This window comes from Collinsella sp. D33t1_170424_A12, from assembly GCF_015554865.1.
Taxonomy (GTDB): Bacteria; Actinomycetota; Coriobacteriia; order Coriobacteriales; family Coriobacteriaceae; genus Collinsella.
This window is the reverse complement of the sequence record NZ_JADNJJ010000012.1, coordinates 1-17,221: the sequence shown is the minus strand read 5'-3', so window position 1 is coordinate 17,221 and position 17,221 is coordinate 1. Positions and strand designations below refer to the sequence as shown.

The 17,221-nt window shown below is 58.9% G+C and carries 17 protein-coding genes; 14 read left to right on the top strand and 3 right to left on the bottom strand.

Translation table 11 applies throughout. The annotated features are described in order from the left end of the window. Positions 1 to 1,806 (bottom strand): iron-containing alcohol dehydrogenase (locus I2E26_RS00655; RefSeq protein ID WP_195419215.1); only part of this gene is annotated, 1,806 nt, incomplete at its 3' end. Positions 1,807 to 2,560: 754 nt separating this feature from the next. Further along, on the bottom strand, positions 2,561 to 2,749 hold the full coding sequence (gene rpmB, locus I2E26_RS00650) for a 50S ribosomal protein L28 (protein ID WP_147588215.1): 189 nt from the start codon (positions 2,747 to 2,749) through the stop codon (positions 2,561 to 2,563). Positions 2,750 to 3,183: 434 nt separating this feature from the next. Here rpmB and pyrR point away from each other — a divergent pair, with 434 nt between their 5' ends. The 13 genes from pyrR (at position 3,184) to holA (ending at position 15,363) form a co-directional block, all read left to right on the top strand. After that, positions 3,184 to 3,768, top strand: a complete 585-nt coding sequence (gene pyrR, locus I2E26_RS00645) for a bifunctional pyr operon transcriptional regulator/uracil phosphoribosyltransferase PyrR (RefSeq protein ID WP_147588216.1) — start codon at positions 3,184 to 3,186, stop codon at positions 3,766 to 3,768. Positions 3,769 to 3,771: 3 nt separating this feature from the next. Beyond that, positions 3,772 to 4,716: an aspartate carbamoyltransferase catalytic subunit gene (locus I2E26_RS00640; RefSeq protein ID WP_195419214.1), complete on the top strand. Its 945-nt coding sequence runs from the start codon at positions 3,772 to 3,774 to the stop codon at positions 4,714 to 4,716. Continuing rightward, complete coding sequence (locus tag I2E26_RS00635; protein ID WP_195419213.1) at positions 4,700 to 5,989, top strand: dihydroorotase; 1,290 nt, start codon at positions 4,700 to 4,702, stop codon at positions 5,987 to 5,989. The genes I2E26_RS00640 and I2E26_RS00635 overlap by 17 nt, the downstream gene beginning before the upstream one ends. A gap of 91 nt (positions 5,990 to 6,080) precedes the next feature. Further along, positions 6,081 to 6,875, top strand: a complete 795-nt coding sequence (locus I2E26_RS00630) for a dihydroorotate dehydrogenase electron transfer subunit (RefSeq protein ID WP_229056293.1) — start codon at positions 6,081 to 6,083, stop codon at positions 6,873 to 6,875. An 11-nt stretch (positions 6,876 to 6,886) separates the two neighbouring features. After that, the gene (locus tag I2E26_RS00625; protein WP_195419216.1) at positions 6,887 to 7,795 is read left to right on the top strand and encodes a dihydroorotate dehydrogenase; all 909 of its coding nucleotides are present in this window, start codon (positions 6,887 to 6,889) and stop codon (positions 7,793 to 7,795) included. Continuing rightward, positions 7,789 to 8,511: an orotidine-5'-phosphate decarboxylase gene (gene pyrF / locus I2E26_RS00620; protein ID WP_195419212.1), complete on the top strand. Its 723-nt coding sequence runs from the start codon at positions 7,789 to 7,791 to the stop codon at positions 8,509 to 8,511. The genes I2E26_RS00625 and pyrF overlap by 7 nt, the downstream gene beginning before the upstream one ends. 198 nt (positions 8,512 to 8,709) lie before the next feature. After that, the gene (mihF, locus tag I2E26_RS00615; protein WP_147588221.1) at positions 8,710 to 9,018 is read left to right on the top strand and encodes an integration host factor, actinobacterial type; all 309 of its coding nucleotides are present in this window, start codon (positions 8,710 to 8,712) and stop codon (positions 9,016 to 9,018) included. Beyond that, positions 9,019 to 9,588, top strand: coding sequence for a guanylate kinase (gene gmk, locus I2E26_RS00610; RefSeq protein WP_195419211.1), 570 nt, complete (start codon positions 9,019 to 9,021; stop codon positions 9,586 to 9,588). It begins immediately after the preceding gene. Positions 9,589 to 9,593: 5 nt separating this feature from the next. After that, on the top strand, positions 9,594 to 9,875 hold the full coding sequence (locus I2E26_RS00605; protein ID WP_147588223.1) for a DNA-directed RNA polymerase subunit omega: 282 nt from the start codon (positions 9,594 to 9,596) through the stop codon (positions 9,873 to 9,875). Between the two features lie 3 nt (positions 9,876 to 9,878). Beyond that, the gene (gene thiI, locus I2E26_RS00600) at positions 9,879 to 11,156 is read left to right on the top strand and encodes a tRNA uracil 4-sulfurtransferase ThiI (protein ID WP_195419210.1); all 1,278 of its coding nucleotides are present in this window, start codon (positions 9,879 to 9,881) and stop codon (positions 11,154 to 11,156) included. Positions 11,157 to 11,397: 241 nt separating this feature from the next. Further along, the gene (locus tag I2E26_RS00595) at positions 11,398 to 11,991 is read left to right on the top strand and encodes a helix-hairpin-helix domain-containing protein (protein WP_195419209.1); all 594 of its coding nucleotides are present in this window, start codon (positions 11,398 to 11,400) and stop codon (positions 11,989 to 11,991) included. A 434-nt stretch (positions 11,992 to 12,425) separates the two neighbouring features. Beyond that, complete coding sequence (locus I2E26_RS00590; RefSeq protein WP_195419208.1) at positions 12,426 to 14,312, top strand: DNA internalization-related competence protein ComEC/Rec2; 1,887 nt, start codon at positions 12,426 to 12,428, stop codon at positions 14,310 to 14,312. A 40-nt stretch (positions 14,313 to 14,352) separates the two neighbouring features. Then, positions 14,353 to 15,363, top strand: a complete 1,011-nt coding sequence (gene holA / locus I2E26_RS00585; protein ID WP_195419207.1) for a DNA polymerase III subunit delta — start codon at positions 14,353 to 14,355, stop codon at positions 15,361 to 15,363. 116 nt (positions 15,364 to 15,479) lie between these two features. Here the strand turns inward: holA and rpsT are convergent, their stop codons facing one another. Continuing rightward, a complete protein-coding gene (rpsT, locus tag I2E26_RS00580) occupies positions 15,480 to 15,743 on the bottom strand; it encodes a 30S ribosomal protein S20 (RefSeq protein WP_147588228.1) in 264 nt (87 codons plus the stop codon). 201 nt (positions 15,744 to 15,944) lie between these two features. Between rpsT and lepA the strand changes: the two genes are divergently transcribed. Further along, positions 15,945 to 17,221: translation elongation factor 4 (lepA, locus tag I2E26_RS00575; protein ID WP_195419206.1), on the top strand; the 1,277-nt coding region annotated here is incomplete at its 3' end.

Here is a 17,221-nt window from a genome sequence, read left to right as displayed (position 1 = left end):
GTAGGCCTTCTTGCCCATCTCGGGGAAGGTGAAGATGCGCTTGCGGATATCCATGAAGTCCATGGCCATATCCTCGAAGTTGCACTCGGGGTGCTCGTACATCATCCACATGATCTTGCCGGCGTCCATGGCGGAGCCGCCGCCGACGGCGATGATGACGTCAGGCTCGAAGAGAGCCATCTGGGCGGCGCCGCGGCGAGCGCACTGCAGCGAGGGATCGGGCTCGACGTCGTAGAAGCAGTCGTGGGCGATCCCCATCTCGTCGAGCTTGGCCTCGATGGCGCGGGTGTTGCCGTTCTTGAAGAGGAACTGGTCGGTAACGATGAAGGCGCGCTTCTTACCCATGATGGTGCCGAGCTCGTCGAGGGCGACGGGCGTGCAGCCCTTCTTGAAGTAGACCTTCTCGGGAGCCCTGAACCAGAGCATGTTCTCGCGGCGCTCGGCCACGGTCTTAACGTTCAGCAAGTGCTTCACCCCTACGTTCTCGGAAACGGAGTTGCCACCCCAGGAGCCGCAGCCCAGCGTGAGGGAGGGCTTCATGCCAAAGTTGTACAGGTCGCCGATGCCGCCCTGCGAAGAGGGGGTGTTGATGACGATGCGGCACGCCTTCATCGTGTTCTCGAACAGGGCGATCTTATCGCTCTGAGCCGGGTGCACGTACAGCGAGGCGGTGTGGCCCGGGCCGCCGGCGAGGACCAGGTGCTCGGCCTTGTCCACGGCCTCTTGGAAGTCCTTGGCATGGTACATGGCGAGGACGGGAGAAAGCTTCTCGTGGGAGAACTCTTCCTTCTCGGGATCGGTGGACTCGACCTCGGCGATGAGGATCTTGGTCTTAGCGGGGACCTCGATACCTGCGAGCTCGGCGATCTTGGCGGCGGGCATGCCGGGGATGCGGTGGTCAAGGGCGCCGTTCTTGAACATGGACTCGCGCAGGGCCTCCATCTCGGCGCCCTTCTTCACGAAGTAGCAGCCGCGGCGAGCGAACTCTGCCTTGACCTCGTCATAAATGGTGTCGATAACGGTTACGGACTGCTCGGAGGCGCAGATCATGCCGTTGTCGAAGGTCTTGGAATGGATGATGGAGTTGACGGCGAGCTTGATGTCGGCGGAATCGTCCAGGACGACGGGCGTGTTGCCGGCGCCGACGCCCAGTGCGGGCTTGCCGGAGGAGTATGCAGCCTTGACCATGCCAGGACCGCCGGTGGCCAGGATGATGTCGACGTCGCGCATGACCATGTTGGTGAGGTCGATGGAGGGGACGTCCACCCAACCGATGATCTCCTCGGGAGCGCCGGCCTTGACGGCGGCGTCGAGAACAAGCTTGGCTGCGGCGATGGTGCACTTGGCGGCTGCCGGATGCGGGCTGATGATGATGGCGTTGCGCGTCTTCAAGGAGATAAGGCACTTGAAGATGGCGGTAGAAGTGGGGTTGGTGGTGGGGATAACGGCGCCAACGAGGCCGATGGGCTCGGCGATCTTGGTGATGCCGAGAGCTTCATCGCGCTCAACGACGCCGCAGGTCTTGGTGTCCTTATAGGCGTTGTAGATGTACTCGGCGGCGTAGTGATTCTTGATCACCTTGTCCTCGAGGATGCCGCGACCGGTCTCCTCGACGGCCATGCGGGCCAGCGGAATGCGGGCCTTATTGGCTGCCATGGCTGCCTCGTAGAAGATTTTGTCTACCTGTTCCTGCGAGAACGTAGCAAAAATCCCCTGGGCCTCACGCATGCGCGCAAGCTTGGCCTCAAGGGACTCGACGGAATCTACGATCTGGGGTGCAGGGGTAACGACAGGTTTCTTTGCCATTCTGCTCTCCTTAAGCGGTGGCCTTACCCAACAAGCCGCATCATAGCAAGCTCTTTCGTAAAATCGAGCGGGAAAGCGAAATTAGTAAAGAATGAAACGTTTCAAAACACAAAGAGTACCTAATTCTCGTCTTGTTGGATTGAATGATTGGAGTGCGCTAACGTTTACATAGTCCTTACGACCTCGTATTTCTTTTCGGGTGCGTCTGGAAGAAGCAAAGTTATTCTTTATACAGTTAAAACGCTTCAATATTCGTGTGTGACAACGCTTTGGAATAACATCTCGGTGCCTGGAGACCTCTGAATAGTTGTGATGAGCGTGCTCGGAGTCGTTGTGAACGCAGCCGGAGGGGATACGGCCCATGGATCACGTCGATCAATTCGGGGGATACGGGGGTGGGGTGGGACGGCGTGCTGGTCCGTCGCCGGAGGGTCGCGGTATCTGGTTTCAATGCCCTTGCGAGAGGGTCGTCCTTTGGAGCTCATTTGCGGCTTGCGCATGCGTTGTCGCGATGGGTACCGTCGAATCGCGGCTGGCTTCGGTTCGATGGGAGTCCCTGATATTGTCCAACATTCTCTTTATCCGATTCCGTTTTATTCGCCAGGGGCGTTGGCGTGGATTCGGAACTGTTATGTGATGGCGAGCACCTTTCTTCCATATGTGCACGACAAGCTCGTCCACGCAAAAAAGCACCCCCGATTACTCGAGGGTGCTTCATGCTTGCAAGCTAACGTTTGTCCAAAAAGGGTAGACCTTAGGAACGAGCCACCTTGGCGGCCTTGAGGCAGCTGGTGCAGACGTTCATCTTGCGACGGGTGCCGTTGACAACGACGTACACGCGCTGGATGTTCGGACGGAACGTACGGTTGGTGACGCGGTGAGAGTGGCTGATGGAGCGACCAGCAACGGGGTGCTTACCGCAGATTTCGCAAACTTTGGACATTTCTTTGACCCTCCTTGGGGCGGCTTGGTTCGATGCCGCGTGAACAAACAGCAATAGACTATAACACAGGTTGAAAGCCGTGTGCGCAATCTCCATATTACGCCGCTACTTTTTTCTGTGTTGTCGAGCAGAGCTCGTGGTTCGTGGGTCTTATATTATCGCCTCGCGCACCTGTCGTTGCAAGGTCGCTTGCGCCGTGGGGTTGTCGTTCATATTTTGTAAATACTTTCCTTTCGAAAATCTCCCTCAACGGCACCCACCAAGATGTGTATAATCTTAAAAGACCTTTAAGCGCGTACGAGATACCGCAAGGATACATATATCCCATCGATTGATGGTGATCTTGCTTGGTGATGTCTCGTCCGCATAGCGGTCGGGCATTATTTTTTTTGCACCTGCGGTACCGTTTGTGCAATGGCTAGGGAAGGAGATCGATGGGCACGTCTTCACCGAAGGCGATCATCATGGATGAGACCGCCGTACAGCGCGCGATCACGCGTATTGCGCATGAGATCGTCGAGCGCAACGAAGGCTGCGATGACCTCGCGATCGTCGGCATCGTTACCAGGGGAGATATCCTGGCAAAGCAGCTGGCTGACCAGATCAAGCAGATCGAGGGGGTGGACGTCGCGCAGGGTAGCCTCGATATCAGCTTCTACCGCGACGACTTCGCCACTCATATCTCTCCCGAGGTTCATGCCACGCGCATCCCGTTCAATGTCGATGGCAAGCGCATCGTGCTGGTCGACGACGTCCTGTTTACCGGCCGTACGATCCGTGCCGCTCTCGACGCCATCATGGACCTGGGCCGTCCCAGCAGCATCGAGCTTGCTGTCCTGGTGGACCGCGGCCACCGCGAGCTCCCCATCAGCCCCGATTTCGTAGGCAAGAACGTGCCGTCTTCGCGCGGCGAGAACGTTCGCCTGTTCTGCAAGGAAGTCGACGGCCGTACGTCCGTCGAGATCACCGACGTAGAGCCCGGTTCCCGTATTGGCTCCGCACCGCTGGGAGGCGAGTAACCAGTGTTCAACAATCACAAGCACCTTATCGACATCTCGGAGTATTCCGATTCCGAGCTCATGACGATCCTCCAGACCGCTAAGGCTTTCTCCGAGGTCAACGAGCGCGCTATCAAGAAGGTCCCCACCCTCAAGGGCAAGACCATCGTCAACATGTTCAATGAGCCCTCCACCCGTACCCGCAGCTCCTTCGAGCTCGCTGAGAAGCGCCTGTCGGCTGATACGCTCAACTTCGGCGGCTCCTCCACCTCCACGGTGAAGGGCGAGAGCCTCATCGACACCGTTATGACGCTCGACGCCTACAAGATCGACTGCATCGTCGTGCGCGACAAGCATGCGGGCGCTCCCTACATCGTCTCTCAGGCCAGCCCCGCCGTCGTCATCGACGCCGGCGACGGCAAACACGGCCATCCCACCCAGGCCCTGCTCGATCTGTACTCCATCTGGGAGCGCAAGGGTAGCTTCGACGGTCTGAAGGTCGGCGTCGTGGGCGATATCGGCCACTCCCGTGTCTGCGGTTCCCTCATCCCCGCGCTCAAGATCATGGGCGCCGAGGTCACGGCCGTAGGCCCCAATACCCTGATGCCGCCTCGTCCCGACATCCTGGGTGCCGACCACGTGTCCAACAGCCTCGATGATGTCCTGCCCGATCTGGACGTCGTCTACATGTTGCGTATCCAGCGCGAGCGCCTCGAGGGCGCGCCGTTCCCGAGCGAGCGCGAGTACTATCAGCTTTACGGTCTCACCAAGGCCCGCGAGCGCCTCATGAGGCCCGACGCGATCGTGTGCCACCCCGGTCCGATCAACCGCGGTGTGGAGTTCGACTCCTACATGCCCGATCATCCGGAGCGCTCCGTCATCCTCGACCAGGTGTACGCAGGTATCTGCGTGCGCATGGCTGCCCTGTATCTGCTGCTTGGAGGTGCCGATAATGGCCTTGCTTCTTAAGAATGCCCACGTCGTCGACCCGTCCGTCGAGCTCGATGGCGTGATGGACGTCCTCGTCGAGGACGATAAGATCGCCGGCGTCGGCGAGAACCTGAGTGCCGAGGGTGCCGAGGTCGTCGACCTGTCCGGCAAGTATCTCGTCCCTGGCCTGGTGGACATGCACGTCCACCTGCGTGAGCCCGGCTTCGAGGCCAAGGGCGACATCGAGTCCGAGACCGCCGCTGCCGCCAAGGGCGGCTTCACCGGCGTGTGCTCCATGCCCAACACCAACCCCGTCACCGACAACGGCGTCGTGGTCGAGTACATCAAGTCCGTTGCTGCCGCCAAGGGCCACTGCCGCGTGTACCCCTCCGGCGCCATGACCCGTGGCCTCAAGGGCGAGATCATCTCCGAGATGGGCAACATGGTCGAGCACGGCTGCGTCGCCTTCACCGATGACGGCCATGGCATCCAGGGCGCCGGCATGCTGCGTCGCGCCATGGACTACGGCCAGATGTTCGGCAAGGTCTTCATGAGCCACTGCCAGGACAACGACCTGGTCGGCGACGGCCAGATCAACGAGGGCGCCGTTTCCACCCGCCTCGGCCTGCTCGGCTGGCCGGCGGAGGGCGAGGAGCTCCAGATCATGCGCGACATCATGATCGCCGAGCTTACCGGTGCCAAGCTGCACATCCAGCACATCTCCACCGCTAAGGGCCTTGAGATGGTGCGCGCCGCCAAGGCCAAGGGCCTGCCCGTGACCTGCGAGGCCACCCCGCACCACCTGTTCCTCACCGAGGACGCCATCGATGGCACCTACAACACCTGCTTCAAGGTGAATCCCCCGCTGCGCACCGCCGCGGACGCCGAGGCGCTCATCGCCGGTGTAATCGACGGCACAGTCGACGCGATCGCCACCGATCACGCCCCTCACTCCGACTGGGAGAAGTCTCGCGAGTTCGAGCTCGCCCCGTTCGGCATGACCGGTCTCGAGACCGCGCTCGGCCTCGTGATCACCAACCTGGTCAAGACCGGCAAGATCACCTTCGGTCGCATGGTCGAGCTCATGGCCATCGAGCCCCGTAAGATCCTGGGCCTCGACCAGGTCAAGATCGCCGAGGGCTCCGTTGCCGACCTCACCGTCTTCGACGCCGACCAGGTCTGGACCGTCTTCGATGGCGATTTCGCCAGCCATGCCAAGAACTCCGGCTTCAAGGGAGCCGAGCTCACGGGCCGCGCCACCGATGTATTCGTGGGCGGCAAGCAGACCCTCAAGGACGGCTGCGTCCTGTAAAGTTTGCTAAGATAGCAAGAAGCGTAAGGCCGTGTCTCGCACCAGCGCGCACGGCCTTATCTGTATCCATACGGTCAGGTAAGGAGTGCCTATGCCTACGCCTTCGCCTGCTCGCATGCATGACTTCACCGTTGTCTCGAACGAGCAGATCGCCCGTGGCGTTTATTCGCTCGTTATCGAGGCCCCGAAGCTTGCGAGCATGTTGAAACCCGGTCAGTTCGTCAATATCCGCGTTCCCGGCAACGCGATGAGCTTGCTTCGCATCCCTTTGAGCTATGCCAGCGCGAACCCCGAGACGGGAACCGTCGAGATCTGGTATGCCGTCGTGGGCGATGGAACCGAGCGCATGGCGGCCTGGACGCCTGGCTTCACAAGTGATCTGCTCGGCCCCGGTGGACATGGTTGGTCGGTACCCAAGGACTGCCGTCGCGCCCTCGTGGTGGGCGGCGGCATCGGCGTTCCGCCCGTGCTGTGCCTTGGTCGGGAGCTCTCGGCGCGCGGTATCTCGTTCGATGCCGTGGTGGGTGCGGCCTCTTCCGATTCCATGGTGGGCGTGCCCGAATTCGAGCGCGCCGGTGCTGGCACGGTCGCTGTTGCCACCGACGACGGCAGCGCCGGGCATCACGGGTTCTGCACGGACCTGCTTGCGGATCTTCTCGCGCGCAACGACTACGACTATATCGCCACCTGCGGCCCGGGTGTGATGATGAAGAAGGTCGCCGCCGCTGCGGCCGCCGCTGACGTTTTCTGCGAGGCTTCGCTCGAGCGCATGATGAGCTGCGGTTTCGGTGCCTGCAGTACCTGCAACGTTGAAACGACCGACGGCATGAAGGGCGCCTGCATGTGCGGGCCCGTCTTCGATGCCAAGAAGGTGGTGGTCTGGTGAGCGCGGTAAATATGGCCGTCGATTTCGGCGGCGTGAAGATGAAGAATCCCATTAACACCGCTTCGGGTACGTTTGGATATGGATGGCAGTTCAGCGAGCTTATCGATGTATCCAAGCTCGGCGCCATCACCACGAAGGGCTGTGCGGCCGAGCCCTGGCCCGGTAATCCCGCGCCCCGCATGACCGAGGTCCCCGGCGGCATGATGAACTCCGTCGGCCTGCAGAATCCCGGTGTGCAGGCGTTTGCCGCCGAATCCGGCCCGTGGCTCTCCGAGCTCACCGAAGCGGGGACGAGCGTCATCTGCCAGGTCGCCGGCCACTCCACCGAGGAATACGTGCGGGCGCTCGAGATGTTCTGCGACCTCTGCCCCTGGGCCGCTGGTTTCGAGATCAACGTGAGCTGTCCCAATATCGCTGCGGGTGGAGCAGCCTGTGGTTCGACTCCCGAAGGCGCTGCCGATGTCATGCGCGCCTGCCGCAAGGTTACCGACCGCCCGCTGTTCGTTAAGATGGCTCCGGTGCGCATCCCTGAGATCGCTCGCGCCCTAGAAGCGGAGGGCGCCGACGGACTGACGGTCATCAACTCCATCCCCGGCATGGCTATCGACGTTCGCACGCGTCGCTCTAAGCTCTCTAAGCCCACCGGCGGTCTCTCCGGCCCCCTGTGTCATCCCATCGCCGTCCGCATGGTGTGGGAGGCCGCGAACGCCGTCGATATCCCTATCTGCGGCGTCGGCGGCGTCATGACAGGCGAGGACGCCGCCGAGATGATCCTGGCGGGCGCCACCTGCGTCGCCGTGGGCATGGCCAACTTCGTCGACCCCGCCGCCTCTTTGCGCGTCCTGTCCGAACTCGAGGAGTGGGCGGCTTCCCAGGGCGTTTCCGATATCAACGAGCTGATTGGAGCTTTCGAATGCTAGATGAGCAGGCGCGCGACCGCGTGATCGTGGCCATCGACTGCGACCGTCAGCGGGCCCTCGAGCTCGCTGATGCCCTGAGCGGTCATGCCGTGTGGCTCAAGGTCGGCATGACGCTGTTCTACGCCGAGGGGCCGTCCATCGTCCGCGAGTTCAAAGAGCGCGGCTTTAAGGTGTTTTTGGATCTTAAGTTCCATGATATCCCGCATCAGGTTCGCGGTGCCGCGCGCTCCGCGGCTCTCGCCGGCGCAGACCTTATGTCCGTTCACGGGCTTGGCTCCGGCGCCATGCTCGCGGCGTGCCGCGAGGGCGCCGAGGAGGCTGCTGCCGTGCGCGGCGATCGCCCGCAACTGGTGGCCATCACGGTTCTCACGAGCATGAGCCAGGATTCGCTTACCGAGATCGGCGTTACCGATAAGGTCGCCGTCGAGGCCGAGCGCCTCGCGCTCCTTGCGCGCGCCAACGGCATCGACGGCGTGGTGTGCTCGCCCCGCGAGGCATCGCGCATGCGCGAGCTCGTCGGTGATGGCGGCTTGGTCGTAACGCCGGGTGTACGTCCCGCTGGCGCCGAGCTCGGCGATCAAACACGCGTGGCGACCCCGGCTTCTGCTATCGAAAGCGGTGCGAGCCATATCGTCGTGGGGCGCCCCATCACCGGAGCCGATGACCCCGTTGCGGCCTTCGAGGCTATCGTGGATGAGCTGCGAGCTGTTGAGTAGGAATTCAACCATGCCCTCTAACTGCGGAAACTTCACGCTCGTTCTATGAAGTAGGGGAGTTTTAGCAAGTAGATGGCTATATTTCCTTGAAACTGCCATCGGGTTCGTCTATTCTATACTGTCGTTCGATGTTCGGAGTGCCTTTTCGCAGGTCAAGCCGAATATTCTAAGTAGTACATATGTCATTTGGAGGTTTCAATGGCTCTTCCTCAGCTTACTGATGAGCAGCGCAAGGCTGCACTCGAGAAGGCCGCTGCCGCTCGTCATGCTCGTGCTGAGCTCCGTGAGCAGATCAAGAAGGGCGAGGTTACCCTGGAGTCCGTTCTCAACTCCGAGGATCCCATCGCTTCCCGCATGAAGGTTTCCACCCTCATCGAGTCCCTTCCTGGTTATGGCAAGGCCAAGGCAGCCAAGATCATGGACGAGCTTGGCATCTCCGCTACCCGCCGCGTGCAGGGTCTCGGCGTTCGTCAGCGCGAGCAGCTGCTCGAGCAGCTCAATAAGTAATTGAGCGGCGTCGATTCAAAGCTCTTTGTGATTTCCGGGCCGTCAGGCGCAGGGAAGGGTACGCTTGTTGCGCGCGTGCGCGAGCGTATGCCTGAACTGGGCCTGACGGTTTCCGCTACCACACGGGAGCCGCGCGCCGGCGAGATCGACGGCGTCAATTACTATTTCATCTCTGAAGAGGCCTTTAGCACGAAGGTTGAACAGGGCGAGTTCGTCGAATGGGCCCAGGTTCACGACCATCGCTACGGTACGCTCGTCTCCGAGGTCGAGTCCAAGCTCGCTGCCGGCCATTCTCTCATTCTCGAGATCGATGTGCAGGGCGCGCTGAACGTTAAGAAGCGCTTTCCCGATGCCGTCCTCGTTTTCATCGAGCCGCCCTCGTTGGAGGTTCTGGAGCAGCGACTGGTGGGTCGTGGTACCGAGAGCGCCGAATCGCTTTCGATTCGCCTCGCTAACGCCCGCCATGAACTCGAGTTTGCCGATGCCTACGATGTTCGGGTCGTCAATGACGATTTAGAGCAGGCAACCCGTGAGCTCGCTACGATTCTTTCCACCTATGAAAGGAACTGATTCTCGTGTCAGTCGTAAAGCCTAATATCGACGATCTGCTCGATAAGACCGATAACAACCGTTTCCTGCTCGCCTCGCTTGCGTCAAAGCGCGCGTGCGACATCAATAGCATGCTTCGCGAGCAGCACAGCCGCGTACTTGCCGTCCAGGATGTGGACGATATCACCATCGCGCTCTCTGGTAAGGATACGATCTCCATGGCAATGGAGGAGATCGTCGATGGCAGCATCTCCTATGAGGGCGATCGTTATGAAGAGGCCCTTGGCCACAAGGCTTCGGAAGAATAGCATATGGCCAGTCGTGTTTGCCTTGTGCACTATCATGAGATAGGGCTTAAGGGTAAAAATCGAGCTCGATTCGAACGCATCCTCATGGATAACATCAAGGCGGCCTTGGCCGCCTTTTCCGTTGCTACTATCACGAGGATCTCGGGCCATATTCTTGTTTCGTTCTCCGTTGCGGGCCAGGCAGAGCAGGCGTTTCCTATCATCGGAACCGTTCCGGGTGTGGCGCGCGTGTCGCTTGCCTACCATACGAACCGCGACCCTCACGAGTACTGCGAGGCGGCTCGGAAGGCGTTGAACGAGTTTGGTGACTTCCGTTCGTTCAAGGTCGTCGCCCGTCGTTCCAACACTGATTACGAGCTCACCTCGATGGATCTCAATCGCCAGGTGGGCGAATACCTGTGCGAGGCGTTTCCCGACAAAAAGGTACTTATGAAGGGATGCGACGCCCAGGTTCACGTCCTCGTCGTCCAGGGCAGCGTGTACGTGTACGCGCGGTCCGAGCGGGGTGTCGGCGGATTGCCTCAGGGCAGTGCCGGTAAGGTCGTCACCCTTCTGTCCTCGGGTATCGATTCTCCGGTTGCAACGTGGCTGCTCGCGCGTCGCGGTGCCGTTCCCGTTCCCATTCACTTCTCAGGTCGTCCTCAGACGGCGGATACGAGCGAGTATCTTTGTCAGGATATCATCGAGGCCTTGCGTCCCGGTGTTCAGATCGGGCGCCTGTACGTCGTCCCGTTTGGTGACTGCCAGCGCGAAATCTCCTTGAAATGCCCGAGTGACCTTCGTGTGATCATGTATCGTCGTATTATGTACTCCGTTGCCGAGCGTATTGCTCGACTCGAGGGTGCCAAGGCTTTGGTCACCGGTGAGTCGCTCGGTCAGGTTGCTTCTCAGACGCTTGAGAACATCATGGCCGTTAACGAGGTCGTTGATATTCCGGTTTTCCGTCCCCTTATCGGCTCAGATAAGCAGGAGATTATTGCCCGTGCCGAGCAAATCGGCACGTATGACATATCGACCGAGGTTGCGCCAGATTGCTGCACGCTGTTCATGCCGCGTCGTCCGGAGACGCATGCGAAGCTCGACGAGGTGCACGAGGCATGGGAGATGATCGACCACGAGGCCATGATCCAGCATCTTGTGGATACGGTTGAGTACATCGATTTCCCTGCGCCCACGTATAAACCGCCCCGTTGTCTTCGTGAACGCCATAGCGTGCTCGAGGTTCGCTACTGTATCCGCGCGCATCGGGACGATTCTTCAGAGTCTCTTGAAGTCGAGTAAGCCTGCTTATTGCGCTCTATCTGCCTTAGTAGGGTCGTTCCATCTGGAGCGGCCCTTTTTGTTTACACCGCTGTTTGATACCAGTTTGACTCTAGTCCGTTGATGGTCCGCATTATCTGATTCGCAACGGATATTTCCATGCCGTCCTGCATGCTGGAAGAGAGGAGGGGATGGAATGAGTCAATTGAAACGTTGTACGTTGTGGGCCTCGGTGCGAGCTGCATTGCGTGGATCGATTGAGATGAAGGCCGTTGCGGCCGTTGCATGTGGCGCCGCCTTGCTTGCCGTGCTGGCGGGAATATTTCTTGCGAACCCAGCTGAGGAGCAGCTTGTCGTTCCCGATGCGGATTCATCGATGGCGGAAGATGATTCGAAGGCTCAGGAGCCCGAACCGATATTGCTGTATGTGGATGTGGGCGGTGCGGTGCGGGCACCCGGCGTGTATCAACTTCCCGAGGGCGCGCGGGTGCAGGATGCGCTTGAGGCTGCAGGCGGATTGATGGATGACGCCGTTCTCTCCTCGCTCAATCGAGCATCCCTGGTTGTCGACGGCCAGAAGGTGTATGTGCCCCGGGCGGACGATATGCAGGTTGCATCTCAGCCCTCGGAAGCCGGAGGGGGTCCATCGCCTTCGAGCTCTGCGGCTCTGATCAGCATCAACAGCGCAACTATGACCGATCTTGATGCGCTGCCCGGTGTTGGCCCGGCCACTGCGCAGGCTATCGTCGATCATCGAGACGAGAACGGTCCATTCTCCAAGCTTGAGGACCTCATGCTGGTCGATGGCATTGGGGAGAAAAAGTTTGCCAAGCTGAAGGACCAGGTATGCCTATGACGCTCGCGCCACAGGATGTGCGTAGCGATGTACTGGGTCCGCGACCGCTTATGCCTGTATGGTGCATGGGTGCCATAGGTGTGTTGTTGGTGTCCGCTATTGTTGCCGAGATGTCTTGGCGCGAGTATGCAGGGGTCCTGAACGCTTGCCCGCGTGCTGCGTGCCTGGTCACCGCTGCGTGCTCGTGCGCGGTAGTTATCTTGATGCTTCATTATGCACGCGGGTCTAGGTTGCAAGCGAATTCCATGTCATTCTTGCTGGGAGCACTTCTTGCTAGCATTGCGTGTTTGTTTTGGGTCATAGGCATTGACCGGGCAAGGGGTGCTGTTAGCGATGCGTCCTCGTTTCGTGCCGCCGTTCTGGTTCGCGGTGACCCCCAGCCAGGCTCGTACGGGAGTGGATCTGTTGCATCAATTGAACTCGATGGCAGCAGAATGAAGGTTTGGCTGCAGACCGAGGAGCCGCTTGGGGCCGGGACCCTTTGTACCGTTGCGGGCCGTCTATCGAAACTGCCTGGCAACGGATGGGGTCGTTCGCTTTTTATGAAAGGCGCCTCCGGGGTGTTGCGTGCGGTATCGGTGTCTGATGTGGAGCATCGGCCATCGCGTATCGAGGCGTTTCGGGCTAAGTTGCTTGAAGCTATTAATCCTGCCTCGGATCCGGCGCGAGCGTTGTTGGCTGGACTTCTGTGCGGACGGACGACGGAGCTGTCGAGCGATGAATCCATGGAGTGGTTTTCTCAAACGGGCTTAACGCATTTGATTGCTGTGTCCGGCGGCCACCTTGCGTGTATCGTTTCGCTCCTGGGCTCCTCGTTGCTCAAACTTCCGATGTGCTTTCGAACGAGGCTGGTCTTGCTGCAAGCAGTTATGTTCATCTACACCATGTTTACCGGCGGTTCGCCCTCGGCTGTTCGAAGTTTTGTAATGGTTGCCTGTGCGACAGCGTGCCGGCTGCTCGGACGGCGAGCTCATCCTTTGTCGGGCTTGGCGTTGGCGGCTGGAATTCTGGCGTTGATGAATCCCGGAGTCGTGTTTGATGTAGGGTTTCAGCTTTCCTTGGCGAGCGTTCTTTTTATCATGCTTGTAGCGCCCGTTCTTCGTTCAACGCTGTGCAATTGGCATATACCAGATGGCTTGGCCGATCAGGTTTCCATCACCCTGGCGGCTCAATGGGGGACGGCTCCCATCGTTATGCCCGTATTCGGCTCTCTTTCGCTCATTTCACCGGTTGCGAACATCGTGGTCGCCCCGTTGTTTACTTGCATGTTGACCGCTGGTCTGATCCTGGCACCAATCGCCATGTACACGGGGAGTGGATCCTGGCTGTTGGCGCCGCTCGCCATGGTAGGGGATGTTGCCTTATTTCTTACCCGGGCTCTTTCAGAGGTGCCCTGGGCGTCGATCGCTGTGGAATCGGGCGTTCTGACGGGCGTGCTTTTATATGCCGCCGGTGCATGGTGCTACATGAAGTGGCGGCCGTTATGCCTGCGCGGGTTGCTTGCTGGTTTGGCGGTGGGGCTCGTCGTTTTCGCGGGCGATTATGCTCGATGGAATGTATTCGCCCCTGCGGAGGTTGTTGTATTGGATGTTGGCCAGGGGGATGCCATTCTCATCAGAGATGGCGACCGCACCGTTCTCGTGGATGCGGGAGTTGATGAGGCGACGCTGCGCGCGCTCGTTCGTAATCATGTCTATGAGCTTGATGCCGTTGTGGTGACGCATTGGGATCGCGACCACTGGGGAGGATTGCCTGCTGTTATGCGGCAGCTCCCCGTGCGGCAGCTTGTTGTCGCGCACGGGGCGAGTGATAATGTCCCGTCCGAACTATTTACCTTTATGGAAAACGGTAGCGTGGAAGAGGTGTCAGCGGGCGATCGCTTGAAGGTCGGTTCGTTTTCATGCAGCGTCCTATGGCCGCTGTCTCGCGTTGGTGGCGAGGAGAATTCTGAATCGTTGGTGTTCTCGGTTGTATGTGACGAGCTTGGCCAAGACCAGCAAATTCTTCTGACGGGGGACACCGAGGTTAACGAGGAGCATGAATATGCGCGCTCGGCAGGTAATATATCGATACTGAAGATGGGTCATCATGGGTCACGCGATTCGGTTGACGCGACTCTCATGAATGAGCTCGATCCTGAAGTCGCTATCGCCAGTGCGGGAGCGGGCAATCGTTACGGCCATCCTAATTCAAAGGCCATTGATACGGTTGTGGAGTACGGCGCTGGTTTCTATTGCACGCGGGATGTGGGCGATGTTACTATCCGGCCCACATCAGCAGGCCTTCGGCTTCGCACGCGGCGGGCCAATTCGATACAATAGGGCGATGATGACAGCTGCTGGCTGCGAAAGGATTGCATACGTGACTGCTCAGGAATTGCTGCCTGGATACCTGCTTGTAGGTTCCGATGAATATCGCCGGTCCGAGTACGTTTCACGACTGAAGGCTCGTCTTGAGCAGACTGGTATGGCCGATTTCAATCTCGATGAACGGGACATGAATCGCGATCCGCAGATCGATGACATCATCGCTTCGTTGAATACGCTTCCCATGGGGACGGAGTTTCGACTTGTAATCCTGTATGGTTGCGATAAGCTGCCAAAAACGGTGAGCGAGCCTCTCGTCGAGTATTTCTCCGCACCTTCGCCAAGCACGGTGTGTCTCGTTATTGCCGACCGCCTCCCAAAGTCCACGCGTCTGTACAAGGCCGTGGCCAAACTCGGTGCAAAAGCTGCTATTGATTGCTCGCCTATGAAGACGCGGGAACTATCTGGGTACTTGTGCAAGATCGCACCACGGTATAACGGGCGCATCAATCCAGTTGCAGCTGAGGAGCTGGTTAGCAGGGTCGGGGAGAATACTCGTTTGCTTGTGAGCGAGCTTCAAAAGCTAATCGAGATAGCTCAAGTTCCAATGATTGAGAAGGAGCATGTCGAGCGTTATGTCGTACGGACTGCCGAGGCCAAGCCGTGGGACTTGTTGAATGCTATCGCCTCTCGAAATGCATCTTCCGTACTGGAGCAGTTGTCATTGCAGCCTGCGCGCAGCGAAATAAGAACGTTCACGTTGATTGTTGGTCGTCTCCGCGAGCTTATCATCGCGAAGGCGCTTGATGCCCGCGGCGAGGGTGGCAGGTTGGCCGAGGTTCTTGGACTGCAGAGTTGGCAGGTTAAAAATCATGTGAAATGGTCTCGTAAGTTCTCGATGTTGGAGCTGACGAACGCGCTTCACGATGCGGTCGATGTCGAGATGGCTTTGAAGGGTTCGCGCGACTCCGAGCTCGCCTTGCGCATCTGGGTGATGGGGCTTGTAGGCGGAGATTCGTCTGCTGGCGCATCGTTGGGCACGAAGCCCCCGTATCGGTCGCGCTAATTCTGGTGTATTCGATCGTGATGGTTCGTTCCGTATGCGTGGAACGTCGTGCACTTTGAAAATAAAAAGGGTCTCGCATGGCGAGACCCTAATAAAAGCTCTATGTACGGTTTATATTAGGCGATCTTGTTGACGAGCTTCTGAACGCCGGACTTACGGTTGGAAGCCTGGTTGCGATGAATAACGCCCTTGGCTGCAGCCTTGTCGAGGGCACGGTACACGCGGGTGGCTGCGGCCTGTGCGGCCTCCTTGTCGCCAGCCTCCACAGCGGTGTGAACGTGCTTAACAAGCGTCTTGAGCTCGGAGCGGATCGCCTTGTTGCGAACGCGAGCGATCTCATTGGTGCGGATGCGCTTCTTCTGAGACTTGATGTTTGCCACTTGTAGATTTCCTTTCGAGTTCTTCTAAAAAAGCCTTTGTATCCGGCCTCTGAGACACGGTTGAGGTCATACAGTCAGGAGAGTATAGCACCGAATGTACGGAAGGGGAACGAGAACACTGTGGAATAGACGTGAATCTACGTGATTTGTGCACGTTTCGGTACTCGCCTATGGCCGTGGGCATGCGGTATCATAGCTCGCATGAATACTTTAGATACCTCACATATCAGGAACTTCTCCATCATCGCTCATATCGATCATGGCAAGTCCACCATCAGCGACCGTATCCTCGAGCTTACGCGCACCGTTGAAGAACGCGACATGGAGTCGCAGCTGTTGGACACTATGGATATCGAGCGCGAGCGCGGCATCACCATCAAGAGTAATGCTGTTCGCGTTATGTATGATGCCGACGACGGGAAGACCTATCAGTTCAATCTCATCGACACGCCGGGCCACGTCGACTTCACCTACGAAGTTTCGCGTTCGCTTGCTGCCTGTGAGGGCGCGGTTCTTGTTGTTGATGCCACGCAGGGCGTCGAGGCTCAGACCGTCTCCAACGCCACGCTCGCGATGAACGCTGACCTTGATATCGTTCCCGCCATTAACAAAATCGATCTCCCCTCGGCTCATCCCGATGAGGTGAAGGTTGAAATCGAAGACGAGCTCGCGATTCCTGCTGACGATGCCGTGTGCGTATCGGGTAAGACGGGCGAGGGTATTCATGACCTGCTCGAGGCGATCGTCTACCTCGTTTCCGCACCCCAGGGCGATCCCGATGCACCGCTCAAGGCACTTATCCTCGATTCGTATTTCGATGAATACCGAGGCGTCGTGGCAACCGTGCGCGTCTTCGACGGCGCGATCAAAAAGGGCGATACCCTGCGCATGATGCAGGGCGGCGAGAGCTTCTTGGTCGATGGCGTGGGAGTTAAGCGTCCTGCCGAGACGCCGGTCGACGCACTTACCGTGGGCGAGGTCGGGTTTGTTGTTACCGGCTTGAAGAACCCCGAAGCCGTGCACGTGGGCGATACGCTTACCATGACCTCTCGACCCTGCGACGCGCCCCTTGCGGGCTATCGCGAGGCGAAGCCCATGGTCTACACCGGCCTGTTTCCTATCGACAACAAGGATTACGAGAACCTGCGCGACGCGCTTGAGAAGCTCCATGTCAACGATCCCTCTTTGACATGGAGCCCCGAGACCTCCGTGGCGCTCGGTTTCGGATTCCGCGTCGGTTTTCTGGGCTTGCTGCATATGGAAGTTGTCAAGGAGCGCTTGGAGCGCGAATTCGACCTCGCCCTCATTGCGACGAGTCCCTCCGTTGATTATCACGTCTACATGACCGATGGCTCCATGGTCGAGGTCCGCAGCCCTCAGGATCTGCCCGATGCCACCCGCATCGATCGCATCGAGGAGCCGTATCTCAAGGCAAAGGTTATCGTGCCTCCCGAGTACACCGGCGCGGTGATGCAGCT